The following is a 15,226-nucleotide window of genomic DNA, read 5'->3' as shown; positions in this document are numbered from 1 at the left end:
TTTGTACGGTTTTCAGACGGCGGGTGCCGGGACCGGCGCCGCCACGGCTAGCGGGCCTCCCCCACCGGCTCCGGCAGGCCCACCCGCTCCGGCAGGCCCACCCGCTCCGGCAGGCCCACCGGCGCCGGCAGCTCGTCCGCCTCCAGCAGCCCGTCCGCCTCCCGCTCCCGCCGCCACATCGCGTGCAGCCGCCCGTCCCGGTCGGCGACCAGCTCCGACCAGCGACCCCGCTCGGCCACCCGGCCGCCGTCCAGCACCAGCACCTCGTCCACCGTGGTGTCGTCCAGCCCGGCCAGCCGGTGGGTGATCAGCACGGTGGTGCGCCCCTCGGTGGCGGCCAGCAGGTCCGCGGTGAGCGCGTCGGCGGTGGGCAGGTCGAGGTGCTCGGCGGGCTCGTCCAGGACGAGCACGGGGAAGTCCGCGAGCAGGGCCCGGGCGAGGGCGAGCCGCTGGCGCTGGCCGCCGGAGAGGCGGGCGCCGTGCTCCCCGACCATGGTGTCCAGGCCGTCCGGCAGCCCCTGCGTCCAGTCCAGCAGCCGGGCCGCGGCCAGCGCGGCGCGCAGCTCGTCCTCCCCCGCGCCGGGCCGGGCCAGCCGCAGGTTCTCCCGCAGCGAGCTGTCGAAGACGTGCGCGTCCTGCGCGCAGAGCCCGATCACCCGGTGGACGTCCTCGCCCGCGAGCGCGCGGCTGTCCACAGCCTGTGGACGACCGGCGGCGAAGGTGACGGTGCCGGCGCCCGGCTCCAGGAAGCGCAGCAGCGCCTGGGCGAGGGTGGTCTTGCCGGAGCCGGACGGGCCGACCACGGCGATCCGGCGCCCGGCGGCCAGGTCCAGGTCCACCCCGGCGAGCGCGTCCACCGCCTGCCCCGGGTGCCGTACGGTCAGCCCGCGCACCGCGACCGGCAGCGGCTGCTCGGGCAGGGCGCGGGGGTCGGCGGGCTCGGCGACCGGCACCGGGGCGGTCAGCACCTCGTCCAGCCGGGCCCGCGCGGCGCGGCTGCGCTGGCGGGCCTGCACGGCGAGCGGCATCCCGGTGACGGCCTCGAAGGCGGCCAGCGGGGTCAGCACCACCACCGCCAGGCAGACCGGCGCCAGCACCCCGGCCCGTACCCCCTGGACGCCGACGGCCGCCGCGGCGGTCACGGTCAGCCCGGTGAGCAGCGCGATCAGCCCGGTGCCGAGCGCCGTGGTGGCGGCCGAGCGGGCGGCCAGCCGGGTCAGCGCGGTGTCGGCGGCGCGGACGGCGGCCAGCCGGCCGGGCAGCGCGCCGGCCACGGTGAGTTCGGCGGTGCCGGTGAGGGCGTCCACCACGGCGGTGGCCAGGTGCCCGCGCGCCGGGGCCTGCCGCCGCTCGGCGCCGGCCGACCAGCGGGCGGCCAGCGCGGGCACCACCACGCCCGCGAGCAGCAGCCCGAGGCCGAGCACCGCCCCGGCCGCGGGCAGGAAGGCGGCCAGCGCCAGCGTCGAGCCCAGCGCGACGACGACGCCCACGGCGGCCGGCAGCCGCCAGCGCAGGTAGTGGTCCTGGACCGCGTCCACGTCGGCGACCAGCCGGGAGAGCAGGTCGCCGCGCCGGAAGGCGGGCAGTCCGGCCGGGGCGAGCGCGCTCAGCCGGCGGTGGACCTCGGCCCGCAGGGTGCCGAGGGTGCGCAGCACCGCGTCGTGCGAGACCAGCCGCTCGGCGTAGCGGAAGACGCTCCGGCCGATGCCGAAGGCGCGCACCGAGGTGACGGCCATCATCAGGTAGAGGACCGGCGGCATCTCGGAGGCGCGGGAGATGAGGTAGCCGGAGGTGGCCATCAGGGCGACGGCGCAGCCGAGCGCGAGCGCGCCGAGCAGGACGGACAGCGCCAGCCGGGGCGTGCTGCCGCTGTCGGCCCCCGGCTCCTCGGGGACGGCGGGGGCGGGCGTCGGCCTCCCGCTGTGGGCGAGCGGGGTGACCGGGGCACCGGCCACGACGGCGGCCGGCCCGGCCAGCCGGACCCGCTCGTCCGCGACGGCCAGCAGCGCGGGCCGGTGCGCGACGATCAGCACGGTGCGCGCCGGGTCCTCGGCGAGGGTCCGGACGGCGTCCACGACGGCGGCCTCGGAGGCGCCGTCCAGGTTGGCGGTCGGCTCGTCCAGCAGGACCAGCGGCCGGTCGTCGGCGAGCAGCACCCGGGCGAGCGCGAGGCGCTGGCGCTGGCCGGCGGAGAGCCCGGCGCCGTCCTCGCCGAGCCCGGCGGCCAGGTCGGTCACGAAGTCGAGCGCGTGGGCGGCCTCCAGCGCCGTCCACAGCTGCTCGTCGGTGGCGTCGGGCCGGTGGAGCCGCAGGTTGTCGGCGACCGTCCCGGCGAACAGGTGCGGGTGCTGCGGCACCCAGGCGATCTGCCGCTGCCAGCTGCGCGGCTCCAGCTCGGCCAGGTCGTACGAGCGGCCGTCGGCGGCGGTGATCCGGACGGTGCCGGCCTCGGGGGCGGTGAGGCCGAGCAGGACGGCCAGCAGGGTGGACTTGCCGGCGCCGCTCGGGCCGGTCAGGGCGGTGGTGGTGCCCGGACGCAGGGTCAGCCCGGCACCGTCCAGCGCGGGCTCGGTCCGTCCGGGGTGGCGCACGACCAGGCCCTCGGCGCCGATCACGGCCCCGGCGAGGGCGGGCGCGGGCACCGTGCCGGCGGCGGGCAGCGGGGTCTCCAGCACCCGGAACAGCTCGTCGGCGGCGGTCAGCCCCTCGACGCTGGAGTGGTAGAGCGCGCCGACCTGGCGGATCGGGACGTACACCTCGGGGGCGAGGACCAGGATCAGCAGGCCGGTTTCCAGGTCGAGCGTGCCGTCCACCAGCCGGAAGCCGACGGTGACCGCGACCAGCGCGACGGACAGGGTGGAGAGCAGCTCCAGGGTGAAGGAGGAGACGAAGGCGATCCGCAGGGTCCGCAGGGTGGCCCGGCGGTAGTCGGCGGTGATCCGGGCGATGGTGGCGGCCTGGGTGCGGGCCCGGTTGAACACCTTGAGGGTGGGCAGCCCCGCGACGACGTCCAGGAAGTGGTGCGAGAGCCGGGCCAGGGTGTCCCACTGCCGGTCCATCCGGGACTGGGTGGCCATCCCGATCAGCACCATGAACAGCGGGATCAGCGGCAGCGTCCCGGCGATGATCGCGGCCGAGGTGAAGTCGGCGCCGACGATCCGCAGCAGCACGATCACCGGGACGACCACGGCCAGCGCCAGCTGCGGCAGGTACCGGGCGAAGTAGTCGTCCAGCGCGTCGATGCCGCGGGTGGCGAGGGTGGTGAGTTCGCCGGTGCGCCGGCCCGCCAGGTAGGACGGGCCGAGCGCGGTGGCGTGGTCGAGCAGCCGGCGCCGCAGGGTGGACTTCACCCGGGCGACGGACCGGTGCGCGGTGAGCTCGGTGAGCCAGCCGACCAGCCCGCGCCCGACGGCCGTCAGGGCGAGCAGCAGCAGCGGCGTGGTCAGTTCGCCGAGCGTCGCCCCCCGCTGGAAGGCGCGGACGACGATCTCGGCGATCAGACTCGCCTGGGCGACCACCAGGGCCGCGCCCGCCGCGCCGAGGAGCACGGATCCGGCGAGGAAGGCCCGGGTGGTGCGGGCGTACCCGAGGAGTCGGGGGTCGACCGGCTTCATCGCGTCAGACCCGGTCGAGCGGGGCGGCCGGGGCGTGCCCGGGGATGTGCTGGACGCCGATCCGCTTGCGGAACACCCAGTACGTCCAGCCCTGGTAGAGCAGCACCAGCGGGGTGAACACCGCCGCCACGACGGTCATCAGCTTCAGCGTGTACGGCGAGGAGGCGGCGTTGGAGACGGTCAGGCTCCAGCCGGCGTTCAGGGTGGACGGCATGACGTTCGGGAAGAGCGCCAGGAAGAGCATCGCCACGGCGGCCACGATCGTCGCCCCGGAGAGGACGAACGCCCAGCCCTCGCGGCCGAGCTGGTTGGCGACCAGGGCGCCGGCCAGGGCCAGGACGGCGATCACCAGGGCGGCGAGGCTGCGGCCGTTGCCGCTGTCCGCCTGGGTCCAGACCAGGAAGACCAGCGCCAGCACGGCGGTGGCCAGTCCGGCCTGCAGGGCGGCCCGGCGGGCCCGCTCGCGGATCTCGCCGACCGTCTTGAGCGCGGCGAACACCGCGCCGTGGAAGGTGAACAGGGCGAGCGTCACCAGGCCGCCGAGCAGCGCGTACGGGTTCAGCAGGTCCCCGAGGGTGCCGACGTAGTTCTTCTGCGCGTCGATGTCCACGCCGCGCACGATGTCGGCGAAGGCCACGCCCCAGAGGAAGGCCGGCAGGAGGGAGGTCCAGAAGATGGCCTCCTCCCAGTTCCGCTGCCAGCGGGCGCCGTCGCGCTTGGCCCGGTACTCGAAGGCCACGCCGCGCACGATCAGGCAGACCAGGATCACCAGCAGCGGGACGTAGAAGCCGCTGAAGAGCGTCGCGTACCAGTCCGGGAAGGCGGCGAAGGTGGCGCCGCCGGCGGTCAGCAGCCAGACCTCGTTGCCGTCCCAGACCGGGCCGATGGTGTTGATCAGGACCCGTCTCTCGGCGGTGTCGCGGGCCAGGCCCTTGGTCAGGATGCCGATCCCGAAGTCGAAGCCCTCCAGGAAGAAGTAGCCGATCCACAGGACCGCGATCAGCACGAACCAGACGTCGTGGAGTTGCATGTCAGATCCTCAGTTCCGCAGTGGTCCTCAGTGCCCCGTGTCCCGGTGCCTCAGTAGGCGAAGGCGAGCGGCTTGTCGGCGTCCTCGTCCGGGGACGGTCCGCGCAGCGAGGGGACCTCGGTGGGCGGCTGCTCGGTCACCACCGGGCCGGCCTTGGCGTACTTGACCAGCAGTCGGACCTCGACGACCGCGAGGATCGCGTACAGCGTGGTGAAGGTGGCCAGCGCCCCGATCTGGGTGCCGACGCCGACGTTGGGGGAGACCGCGCTGGAGGTGGTCATCAGGCCGAAGACGGCCCAGGGCTGGCGGCCCATCTCGGTGAAGATCCAGCCGAAGCTGTTGGCGATCAGCGGGAAGCCCATGGTCAGGATGCCGATCCGCCAGCTCCACGTGGTCAGCAGCGGGCTGAGTTCCCGTCCGGGGGTGAGCATCAGCCGGGGCACCTCGGTGTCGCCGGTGCGGAACGCGGGGCGCAGGAAGAGCTTCTTCCGGGTGGTCCAGAGCCCGATCAGGCCGGCCACGAAGGAGGTCATCCCGAAGCCGATCATGAGGCGGAAGCCCCAGTAGGTGACGAAGATGCTCGGGATGTAGTCCTTGGGGTCGCCGCCGTGCAGCGCGGCCTCGGCGGCCGCGGTGTCGTTGATGCCGGGGACGGAGGAGCTGAAGTCGCTGTGGGCGAGGAAGGACAGCACCCCGGGGACCTCCAGGGCGACCGAGTTGTGGCCCTTGCCGACGTCGCCGACCGCGAAGACGGAGAACGGCGCGGGCGCCTGGGTGTCCCACAGGGCCTCGGCGGCGGCCATCTTCATCGGCTGCTGCTCGAACATGACCTTGCCCAGCTCGTCGCCGCTGAGCGCGGTGCCGGCGCCGAAGACCACGGCGAGCACCAGGCCGAGCCGCAGCGAGGTGCGCATAGAGGCGGTCTTCCTCGCGTCGGCGGTCTCCGGCCTGCGCTTGGCCTTCCAGAGGTGGAAGGAGGAGATGCCGACCATGAAGGCGGCGCCGGTGAGGAAGGCGGCGGTCAGGGTGTGGGCGACGACGGTGAGGGTGGTGTTCTGGAACAGCACCTTGGTGATGTCGGTCAGCTGCGCCTTGCCGGTGGCCGGGTCTATCGCGTACCCGACGGGGTGCTGCATCCAGGAGTTGGCGGCCAGGATGAAGTAGGCGGAGAGCACGGTGCCCAGCGCGACCATCCAGATGCAGGCGCAGTGGATCTTCCTCGGCAGCTTGTCCCAGCCGAAGATCCACAGGCCGATGAAGGTGGACTCGAAGAAGAAGGCGATCAGCGCCTCCATCGCGAGCGGGGCGCCGAAGACGTCACCGACGAAGCGGGAGTAGTCGGACCAGTTCATGCCGAACTGGAACTCCTGGACGATTCCGGTGACGACGCCCATCGCGATGTTGATGAGGAAGAGCTTTCCCCAGAACTTGGTCGCGTGGAAGTACTTCTCCTTGTTCGTCCGCACCCAGGCGGTCTCCAGACCGGCCACGACCGCGGCCAGGCTGATCGTGAGCGGAACGAAGAGGAAGTGGTAGACGGTGGTGATGCCGAATTGCCATCGCGCAATGGTCTCGTGAGCGATTGCCAGTTCCACGTCGCCCTCTCTCCCAACCGGCCCGCACGTTCGACGGGCGCATTCCGGACAAACTTCTTGTGTAGCCGTAGACCGTCGCCAAGCCGTGCAAGCTTGTCCGCTTGTGAACGTGAACACGTTCACAAGGGCCAGTATCCACCATCCTTACGGGGGAACTGCAGGTGGGGTGGGGTTGACGGACCTGTGCGATGCGTCACGGTTTGCCGCGCGGTGCGCACAGTCTGCGGACCCAGCCCCGGCCGGGGCAACGAACGACCGGGCGGATGCGGACGGGCTCTTGGCCGAACCGGCGCTTGACAGGCCGACGCCCCGCTTGCACCGCGAGCGAAGCGAGCTAGACCCAGCAGGTCGGACCCGCCGGGTCCGACCCGGCGGGTCCGTCCCGGCGGGTCCGTCCCGGCAGGTCCGGCCCGGCAGGTCCGGTCAGGCAGGTCCGGTCAGGCGCGGCCGAGGAGCTGGGTGCCCGAGGTGGAGTCGGCGCGGGCGGTGAAGAACTCGGTGAAGCCGTGCAGGAACTCCTCCCGGGTGATCCGGCCGTCCCCGTCCGTGTCCAACTGGCGGAAACCGTGTGACAGCTCGACCGGGTGCACCCGCGGGCCGCCGAACACCGCGCGGTACTCGTCGAACTCCAGGAAGCCGCTGCCGTCGGTGTCGGCGGCGGTGAACACCGCCCGCAGCGCGGGCAGCAGCCCCTGCTCCAGGTAGGTCCCGTCCCGGTCGCAGCCGGCCACGGTGGCCGCCACGAACTCCTCCCGGCTGACCTTCCCGTCGCCGTTCGCGTCCATCGCCGCGCGCAGCTGCTCCCACCAGCCCTCGAAGGCCTCGTGCACCCGGGCCTCACCGGCCTCGTCCAGCTCCAGCTGCCAGCAGACGTTGTGCGCCATCGCCCGCAGGTCGTGCACGGTGACGAAGCCGTCGCCGGTCTGGTCCAGCACCTCGCGGAAGAACCGGTCCAGCCGGGGCCCGCGGGTGTCGCGCTGCGGGCGGTAGCGGCGCCCGCCCGGATCGGCCTGTTCCGCGGAGCGGTAGCGCGCGCGGTCCGGGAGGCGGGCGACCAGCGCCCCGGCGCCGCGGTGCAGCACCAGGGACAGCAGCGCGCCGCGCCGGGTCGCGGCCAGCCCGAACCGCTCCCGGACCACCGGTGGCAGGTCGGCCACCGTCAGCTCGGTGATCACCCGGGCGACGACGCCCCGGACCACCCGCCAGCCGGCGTCCCCGAGGAACCACAGCCGCCGCGGCCGGGGCGCCTCGCGCAGCAGGTCGCCCATCAGGTAGCGCGCCGCCTCGGTGAACTCCAGCTTCTCGCGGGCGTACCGGGCGAAGTAGGCGGGCAAGTCCTTTGCTGTGGGCGGCAGTTCACCCTCAGGCAGGTCGAAGGCGGCCACCGCCTGCTTGAACTCGCCGTACGCCTGCTCCAGTTGGGCCGCGTCGTAGCCGTCGCCGCCCAGCCGCCGCATCGCGACCACGCACTCGAAGAGCGTCAGCAGCACCCACGCCCTGGTCCCGGCGTCCCGGGCGTCGTACGGCCGCCCGTCCGGCCCCGTCCCCCGGATCCGCTTGTGCGCCCGGTCCAGCCGCGCGATCTCCCGCCGCAGCGTCTCCGCGTCCTGGTAGAACAGCCGCCGCCCGCTCCCCAGCGTGTGCTCCACCCGCCGCCACGGGTGCGCCCGGTACGTCGAGTGCTCCGCCATGCCGGCCCCGACCACCGGATCCGCCGCCTGCAGCACCAGCAGCCGCCACGCGACCAGGGCGATCCGCCACTCGGAGAGGTCCTGCTTGAACGACACCGCGCGCTCAGCCACGGCGCTCCCCGGTGATCCCGGGACCGATCACGAAACCCTTGGCGGGGCCTTCCCCGAGTACGGCCCGATTGACGGTGAAGTGGCGGCTGCCGCCAGTGGGTGACACCGTGAGGTTCTCCTCGATGATCTCCACGCGGTAGCCCTCGGGAAGGTCCGAGGACTTCCACATCTCCCACAGCACCTGGTCCAGGCTCACGACGGTCCCCTCGGCAACGCGCGCGCTCATTGAGACATCTCTTTCCCGTCCGGTGTGGTCAGCCCGTGCGAGTCCGCACAAGCAACGGCAGCACGGTCGCACACGACCGGGGGGCCGGTCGGGTGATCGACGATCGGTTCACTCGATCGGGGCGTTTGGGGCTCGGAATGCCGGGTCAGCAAGGGAATTGACGGGCCGACATCTCTCCGGCGCCGGCGCTCAGAGGGGCCGATCGGCGTTGTTGGGCAGTTCGACCCGGAACGTCGCGCCCTCGCCGGGCGCGGTGTCCAGGCTGAGGGTCCCGCCGTGCGCGCGGGTGAGGGCGGTGGCGATGGCGAGGCCGAGTCCGGCGCCGCCGCCGTTGTCGCGGCTGCGCGAGGCGTCCACCCGGAAGAAGCGGTCGAAGACCCGCTGGGCCTGCTCCTCGGTGAGGCCCGGGCCGGTGTCGGCGACCTCCAGCAGGCAGACGCCGCCGGGCCCGGCGCCCACCCCGATCCGCACCGGGGTGCCGGCCGGGGTGTGCTTGACCGCGTTGCCGACCAGGTTGGTCACCACCTGCCGCAGCCGCGCCTCGTCGCCGAGGACGGGCGCCGCGCCGGGCGCGCCCGTGCCGGAGGGGCCGGTGAGCGCGACGGGCCGGCTGGGGTCGAGCGCGGTGAGGTCGTGCAGGGCGTCGGCGGCGAGGGTGCGCAGGTCCATCGGGGCGAGGTCGAGCGGGCGTTCCTCGTCCAGCCGGGCGAGCACCAGCAGGTCCTCGACCAGGGCTCCCATCCGGTCGGCCTCGCTCTCGATCCGGGTCATGGTGCGCTTGACGTCCGCCTCGGTGGGCAGCGCGCCCATCCGGTACAGCTCGGCGAAGCCGCGGATCCCGGCCAGCGGGGTGCGCAGCTCGTGCGAGGCGTCGGCGACGAAGCGCCGCATCCGGGCCTCGGACTCGGCGCGGGCCGCGAAGGCCGCCTCGATCTGGGTGAGCATCCCGTTCAGCGCGACCGACAGCCGTCCGACCTCCGTGCCCGGGGAGAGTTCGGGCATCCGGTGCGACAGCTCGCCGGCCGCGATCCGCTCGGCGCCCTCCTCGATCCGCCGCAACGGCCGCAGCCCGGCCCGTACCGCGAAGAAGCCGAGGGCGGCGATCAGCAGCAGGACGGCGCCGCCGATGGCCAGGAAGGAGGTGCGCAGCTTGCGGAGGGTGGCGTCGATGTCCTCGCGGGAGACGGCGACCATGACGTGGGTCGGGGTGGCCGTCGGGGAGGCGTACGCGCTGGCGCCGACGGCCGGACCGCGGGGGGCCTGGAGCGGCAGCACCAGCACCCGCCAGCGGTGCTCGCCGCGCTGGTCGGGCAGGTCGAAGGGGACGTCGGGGGCGGTCCGCGCCGGGTCCAGGCCGGCCAGCTGCGGCGCCGGGTCGGTGTCCGCGACGGGCTGGCGCATCACCGCCTGGACCTTGCCGTCCGCGGAGAGGTACTGCACCAGGTACTGGCTGGGCAGCATGATCCGCCGGCCGGTGACGGCGGGCCGGCCGGGGTTGGGGGTGGACACCTGGGCCGGGGGCTTGCGGGACAGCGGCAGCCCGTACCGCTGGAGCTGCTCGTCGAGCTGCTCGACCAGCTGGCTCCGGACGGTGCCGACGACGAAGCCGTCGCTGACCGCGAGGCCGGTGGTGACCAGCGCCAGTGCGAGCACCAGCAGCCGGGCGCGCAGCGACAGCCGTGAGGTGAACCGGGCGAACACGTGCGGCGGTACCGGTCAGCCCTGCGGGGGGCGGCGCAGGGCGTAGCCGATGCCGCGCACGGTGTGGATCAGCTTGGGGCCGTGCGCCGGGCCGGAGTCGAGCTTGCGGCGCAGGTAGGAGATGTACGACTCGACGATGGAGAGGTCGCCGCCGAAGTCGTAGGCCCACACGTGGTCGAGGATCTGCGCCTTGGAGACCACCCGGCCGACGTTGGCCATCAGGTAGTGCAGGAGCTTGAACTCGGTCGGGGAGAGCGAGACCGGGGTGCCGCTGCGGGTGACCTCGTGGGCGACCGGGTCGAGGCTGAGGTCGGCGACGACCAGGCGGCCGTCCTCGGCGGGCCCGCCGGCCCGGCGCAGGATGGCGCGGATCCGGGCGATCAGCTCTTCGAGGCTGAACGGCTTGGTGACGTAGTCGTCCGCGCCCGCGGCGAGGCCCTGGACCTTGTCGCCGACGCCGTCCTTGGCGGTGAGGAAGAGCACCGGCAGGTGGTCGCCGGGGTGTCCGTGCGCCGGCCCGGCTATCTGGCCGCGGCTGGTGCGCTCGCGCAGCTTCTCGACGACGGTGAAGCCGTCGAGGTCGGGGAGCATCACGTCGAGCACGACCAGGTCGGGGCGCTCGGCCGCGATCAGTTCGAGCGCCTCGGTGCCGCTGGCGGCGGAGGCGACCCGGAAGCCGGAGAAGCGCAGCGAGGCGGAGAGCAGTTCGCGGATGTTGGGCTCGTCGTCCACGACGAGCAGGAACGCCTCGCCCTGGCCCCCGGCCACCGTGGAGCCGCCTGGTGTGGTGACAGTGCCTTGCACGGGGCTTCGGCCTCCCGGTCGGACGATGACGTTCAGCATGAGGCTAGCTCTCGGAGGCTACGCGGCATGGATGAATGTTGGATTAACACCTTATCGGTCGGTTTTACGACGACAAGGCCATAGCGGGGCGCTCGGTGGTGTGCGGACGGGCGTGAACACGCCCGGTGCGCCCCCGGACAACAGTGCCCGCCCCTGCCCCGTCGCCGGTATGACCTGGCTCACTCCCCCGCGCCCGGAGCGCCGACCGGCGGGTGCAGGTCGGCCCACGGACGGAGCTTCTCCGGGTTGCGCACCGCCCAGATGTGGGTGATCCGGTCGTCGGCGATCCGGAAGGCGATCACCGTGACCGTGACGCCACCCTGCCGGGCGACCAGGCCGGGCAGGCCGTTGACGGTGCACTCCAGCAGCGTCGTCGCCGGCGCCAGGCGGGCGATCTCCAGGTAGGCGCGGGCGATCCGTTCGTTCCCCGACAGCGGGTGCGGCAGGGCGCCGACCAGGCCGCCGCTGTCGGCGATCACGGTGGCGCCGGGATCGAGCACGCCCATCAGCGACCTCAGGTCCTTCGCCTCCCAGGCCCGTTTGAACTCCCGCACCACGGCCGCCTGCGCGCCCGTCGGCACCGCCGGGGCCTGCGCGACGCGGATCCGGCGGCGGGCCGAGGTGGCCAGTTGGCGACAGGCGGCCGGCGAGCGGCCGACGATCGCGGCCACCTCGGCGAACGGGTACCGGAAGACGTCGTGCAGGACGAAGGCGACGCGTTCGGCCGGCGTCATGGACTCCAGCACGACGAGGAAGGCCATGCCGACCGACTCGTCCAGGGTGATCCGGTCCGCCGGGTCCGCCGGCGCGGTCGTCGCGGCGGACGTCCACTCCCGGCCCTCCGGCAGCGGCTCGGGGATCCACTCGCCCACGTAGCGCTCCCGCCGCACTCTGGCCGAGCCGAGGACGTTGAGGCAGATCCGGCTGGCGACCGTCGTCAGCCAGCCGCCGGGGGAGCCGATCGCCTCCCGCTCCCGCCGGGGCATCGCGTACCAGCGGGCGTAGGTCTCCTGCACCACGTCCTCGGCGTCGGCCAGCGAGCCGAGCAGCCGGTACGCAAGATTGATCAACCGCCGCCGCTCGCCCATGATCGCGCCCGGACCCTCGTCCCGCACCGGTCCCCGCCCCTTCGCCTCGTCGTCGGACTCCTCACCCATCTGACAGGACCGCGCAGCGGAATGTGACGCCTTTGCCGTCACCTCACATCCCGGACCGCTGTCCTGTCGTACCGCTCGAAGGCGAACAACCGAGACGGAGGAACCCGATGGACGATTTCCGAGCGACCGCCGACCTGGTCGAGATCCAGGCGCTGCAGGCCGAGTTCACCGATGCCGTGATGATGCGCGACCGCGCCCGGCTCTCGCGGCTGTTCACCCCCGACGGCGCGCTGCGGATGCCGAACGTCCCGGTCGAGCTGGTCGGCCGCGAGCAGATCCGCGTCGGGGGCGAGAAGCTGCAGGAGCAGTGGGACTTCTTCGTCCAGAACACCCACCCCGGCGCGATCCGGATCGACGGCGACACCGCGACCGGCCGCGCCTACCTGTTCGAGCTCGCCCGTCTGAAGAACGGCTTCCAGGGGCTCAACCACGCCGTCTACCACGACCGTTACCGGCGCACCGAGGACGGCTGGCGGATCACCGAGCGGGTCTACGAGGTGCGGTACCTCGACACCACCCCGCTGACCGGCTCGGCGCCGGAGTCGCCCCGGGTGTCGTTCACCGACCCGGCCCCGGCCGAGCGGCTGGAGCGGGCGGCGGCCGCCCTGACGGCCAACGGCTTCACCGTCGAGGTCCTGGACGGCCTCGCCGCCGCGCGCGCCCGGGTCGACGAGCTGATCCCGGAGGGCGCGGGCGTCTTCACCGGCGCCAGCGAGACCCTCCGGCTCGCCGGCATCGACGAGGACGTCAACGCCGGCATCCGCTACCGGGCGGTCAAGCCGCGGGTGACGGCCATGGACCGGGCCACCGAGGGCGACGGCATCCGGCGGGCGGTCGCCACGCCCGACGTCGTGCTGGGCAGCGTCGCCGCCGTCACCGAGACCGGCTCGCTCGTCGTCGCCTCCGGCACCGGCAGCCAGCTGCCCGCCTACACGGGCGGCGCCGGCCGGGCGATCTGGGTCGTCGGCGCGCAGAAGGTGGTCCCCGACCTGCCGACCGCCCTGCGCCGGGTCGAGGAGCACGCCCTGCCGCTGGAGTCCGCCCGGGCCGAGGCCGCGTACGGGTGCCCCAGCGCCGTCAGCCAGCTCCTGGTCCTCAACGCGCCGGCCCGGATGACCCCGGGCACCGTCCTGCTGCTGCGCGAGGCCGTCGGCTACTGAGCGGGCCCCGCAGCAGTCGGCCTGTACGCCGGGTTCCGTCTCCCGAGTACCGCACCGGCGCAGGAAGTCGGCCGGACCGACTTCCCGCGCCGGACGGGCCCTACGGCTCCAGCCGGTGCGGCCCCCGGAAGAGGAAGGTCGCCTCGCGGATCGACGGCAGGCCGAGGGCGAGCATCAGCAGCCGGCCGAGGCCGAGACCGAGGCCGCCGTGCGGCGGGGTGCCGTAGCGGAAGCAGTCCAGGTAGCCGGAGAGCGGCCCGGTGTCCATGCCCTTCTCGTGGGCCTGCGCGACCAGCCGGTCGTACCGGTGCTCGCGCTGGGCGCCGGTGGTGATCTCCACGCCCTTCCACAGCAGGTCGAAGGACTCGGTGACGGTCGGGTCGTCCTCCGGTCGCAGGTGGTAGAACGGCCGCACGGAGGCCGGGAACCGGGTGACGAAGACGAACTGGTGCCCGGTCTCCTCGGCGATCAGGGCGCACAGCGTCCGCTCGCCCTCGGGGTCGAGGTCGTCCTTGACGCCCTCCGGGTCCCAGCCGGTGGCGCGGAGCCGGGCCAGCGCGTCGGCCATCGTGATCCGCGGGAACGGCAGTTCCGGTACGACGACCTCCGTGCCGAAGTGCTCGGCGATCGCCCCGCCGTGGCGCTCGGCCACGGCGGCGAGGACACGGTGCAGCATCCGCTCCTCGAAGGCCATCACGTCCTCGACGCCGTCGATCCAGGCGATCTCGACGTCGACGCCGGTGAACTCGGTGGCGTGCCGGGAGGTGAAGGACGGCTCGGCCCGGAACACCGGCCCGATCTCGAAGACCCTGTCGATGCCGCCGGCGATCGCCATTTGCTTGTAGAACTGCGGCGACTGGGCGAGGTAGGCCGTCCGGCCGAAGTAGCCGACCTCGAACACCTCGGCGCCGGACTCGGAGGCCGTGCCCATCAGCTTCGGCGTGTGCAGCTCGGTGAACCCCTCCTCGGCGGTCACCTCGCGCATCGCCCGCTCGACGGTGGTCTGGACGTCGAACACCAGGTGCTGGGCGGGGCGCCGGATGTCGAGGAACCGCCAGTCCAGGCGCTGGTCGATGCCGGTCTTCTCGTCGATCGGCAGCTTCGGCTCGGCGAGCGAGACGATCTCCACGCGGGACGGGACGATCTCCAGACCGCCGAGCTTGACCTGAGGGTTCGCGACCACCCTGCCGGTGATCTTCACCGCGGACTCCGGCGTCACCTGCTCGAACGCGGCCTCGATGACGTCGCCGTCGCCACCGCGCGGGTGGGTGACCTGGACGAGGCCGGTGTGGTCGCGGACCAGGACGAACTGGATCCGCCGCTGCAGCCGCAGCGTGTTCACCCAGCCGTAGACGGTGACCGTCTCCTCGATGCGCGCGTGGAGGTCAGCGACGAGGGTGCGCGTCATGGCGGCAACTCCCTGGGTTGCGGGCGCGTTGGTCGCGCCGACGACGAGCGGTAAACGGCCGCTCGGGGGGGGACGCGCCCACCATAGACGGTCAAGATCGCGGAAGTCGCCCGGTTTTCCGGCGGTACCCGTCCCGGCGGCTCGGGACGGCACGGCCTGCTCAGCCCATGCCGAACGAGTCGTGGACCGGGCGCACCTCCACCGCCACGACGTGGAAGTCGAGGACCCGCGCGGCGATCTCCCGCGCCCGCTCCGGGCTCGCGCAGTCGATCACGTAGTAGGCGGTCAGGTGCTCGGCCGCCGCCGCGAAGGGCCCGGCCGTGGCGGTCGCCCCGTCCGGTGCCTGCGACCCGTCCGACCCGTCCGACCCGTCCGGACCGCCGCCGGTCCGGCGGAGCGTGGTCGTGTCCGTCGGATACGCCAGCCCCGCGCCGTTCAGCATCTCGCCCGAGCCCTCCAGGTCCCGGTGGAGCGCCTCGTGCCGCCGGAACACCTCCGCCCGCTGCTCGGTGGTCATCGCCGCGGTCGCCGCCGGATCGGCGTACATCAGCACCATGAACTTCATGGCGCGATCCTCGCACCGGAACGCCCGGGTGCCGCGGCTCACCGCACCGGTGGCCCGACGGTCGGATGCGCACCGCGGTCGCGGCTGCGCGGGGGTGGGGGCGGCCCCTCGCGCGGGTGGGCGCA

Annotated in this window: 11 protein-coding genes; 1 reads left to right on the top strand and 10 read right to left on the bottom strand. The window is 73.5% G+C overall.

From position 1 onward, the window contains the following. Nucleotides 1-47 precede the first annotated feature (47 nt). The 8 genes from cydD to sigJ all read right to left on the bottom strand — a co-directional run bounded on the left by cydD (nt 48) and on the right by sigJ (nt 11,968). Nucleotides 48-3,614 carry a thiol reductant ABC exporter subunit CydD gene (cydD, locus tag ACIGG8_RS25775; RefSeq protein ID WP_396551094.1) on the bottom strand — a complete coding sequence of 1,189 codons (3,567 nt, stop codon included), beginning with the start codon at nt 3,612-3,614 and terminating at the stop codon, nt 48-50. Nucleotides 3,615-3,618: 4 nt separating this feature from the next. Then, nucleotides 3,619-4,644 carry a cytochrome d ubiquinol oxidase subunit II gene (gene cydB, locus ACIGG8_RS25770; protein WP_396551093.1) on the bottom strand — a complete coding sequence of 342 codons (1,026 nt, stop codon included), beginning with the start codon at nt 4,642-4,644 and terminating at the stop codon, nt 3,619-3,621. A gap of 50 nt (nt 4,645-4,694) precedes the next feature. Continuing rightward, the gene (locus ACIGG8_RS25765) at nt 4,695-6,239 is read right to left on the bottom strand and encodes a cytochrome ubiquinol oxidase subunit I (protein WP_396551092.1); all 1,545 of its coding nucleotides are present in this window, start codon (nt 6,237-6,239) and stop codon (nt 4,695-4,697) included. Nucleotides 6,240-6,676: 437 nt separating this feature from the next. Continuing rightward, entirely contained in the window at nt 6,677-8,041 is a 1,365-nt protein-coding gene (locus tag ACIGG8_RS25760) for an oxygenase MpaB family protein (protein WP_396551090.1), read from the bottom strand. Next, a complete protein-coding gene (locus tag ACIGG8_RS25755) occupies nt 8,034-8,267 on the bottom strand; it encodes a hypothetical protein (protein ID WP_396551089.1) in 234 nt (77 codons plus the stop codon). The genes ACIGG8_RS25760 and ACIGG8_RS25755 overlap by 8 nt, the downstream gene beginning before the upstream one ends. 189 nt (nt 8,268-8,456) lie before the next feature. After that, entirely contained in the window at nt 8,457-9,968 is a 1,512-nt protein-coding gene (locus ACIGG8_RS25750; RefSeq protein ID WP_396551087.1) for a sensor histidine kinase, read from the bottom strand. Between the two features lie 15 nt (nt 9,969-9,983). Then, nucleotides 9,984-10,811: a response regulator transcription factor gene (locus tag ACIGG8_RS25745; RefSeq protein WP_396551085.1), complete on the bottom strand. Its 828-nt coding sequence runs from the start codon at nt 10,809-10,811 to the stop codon at nt 9,984-9,986. 179 nt (nt 10,812-10,990) lie between these two features. Beyond that, the gene (gene sigJ, locus ACIGG8_RS25740; RefSeq protein WP_396551084.1) at nt 10,991-11,968 is read right to left on the bottom strand and encodes an RNA polymerase sigma factor SigJ; all 978 of its coding nucleotides are present in this window, start codon (nt 11,966-11,968) and stop codon (nt 10,991-10,993) included. Between the two features lie 107 nt (nt 11,969-12,075). Here sigJ and ACIGG8_RS25735 point away from each other — a divergent pair, with 107 nt between their 5' ends. Next, entirely contained in the window at nt 12,076-13,128 is a 1,053-nt protein-coding gene (locus tag ACIGG8_RS25735; RefSeq protein ID WP_396551082.1) for an LUD domain-containing protein, read from the top strand. Between the two features lie 100 nt (nt 13,129-13,228). Here the strand turns inward: ACIGG8_RS25735 and aspS are convergent, their stop codons facing one another. Next, nucleotides 13,229-14,536: an aspartate--tRNA(Asn) ligase gene (gene aspS, locus ACIGG8_RS25730; protein WP_396551080.1), complete on the bottom strand. Its 1,308-nt coding sequence runs from the start codon at nt 14,534-14,536 to the stop codon at nt 13,229-13,231. Between the two features lie 160 nt (nt 14,537-14,696). Beyond that, nucleotides 14,697-15,101, bottom strand: a complete 405-nt coding sequence (locus ACIGG8_RS25725) for a YciI family protein (protein ID WP_396551078.1) — start codon at nt 15,099-15,101, stop codon at nt 14,697-14,699. Nucleotides 15,102-15,226: the final 125 nt, after the last annotated feature.

The organism is Kitasatospora sp. NPDC085464 (genome assembly GCF_044541955.1).
GTDB lineage: Bacteria > Actinomycetota > Actinomycetes > Streptomycetales > Streptomycetaceae > Kitasatospora.
Note: the sequence above shows the minus strand (reverse complement) of the source record. Positions and strands in the feature narration are given on the sequence as shown.

Coding starts and splice junctions, on each gene's coding strand:
- ACIGG8_RS25725 (WP_396551078.1), bottom strand. CDS start 15,101: ATGAAGTTCATGGTGCTGATGTACGCCGATCCGGCGGCGACCGCGGCG.
- cydB (WP_396551093.1), bottom strand. CDS start 4,644: ATGCAACTCCACGACGTCTGGTTCGTGCTGATCGCGGTCCTGTGGATC.
- aspS (WP_396551080.1), bottom strand. CDS start 14,536: ATGACGCGCACCCTCGTCGCTGACCTCCACGCGCGCATCGAGGAGACG.
- sigJ (WP_396551084.1), bottom strand. CDS start 11,968: ATGGGTGAGGAGTCCGACGACGAGGCGAAGGGGCGGGGACCGGTGCGG.
- ACIGG8_RS25745 (WP_396551085.1), bottom strand. CDS start 10,811: ATGCTGAACGTCATCGTCCGACCGGGAGGCCGAAGCCCCGTGCAAGGC.
- ACIGG8_RS25755 (WP_396551089.1), bottom strand. CDS start 8,267: ATGAGCGCGCGCGTTGCCGAGGGGACCGTCGTGAGCCTGGACCAGGTG.
- cydD (WP_396551094.1), bottom strand. CDS start 3,614: ATGAAGCCGGTCGACCCCCGACTCCTCGGGTACGCCCGCACCACCCGG.
- ACIGG8_RS25735 (WP_396551082.1), top strand. CDS start 12,076: ATGGACGATTTCCGAGCGACCGCCGACCTGGTCGAGATCCAGGCGCTG.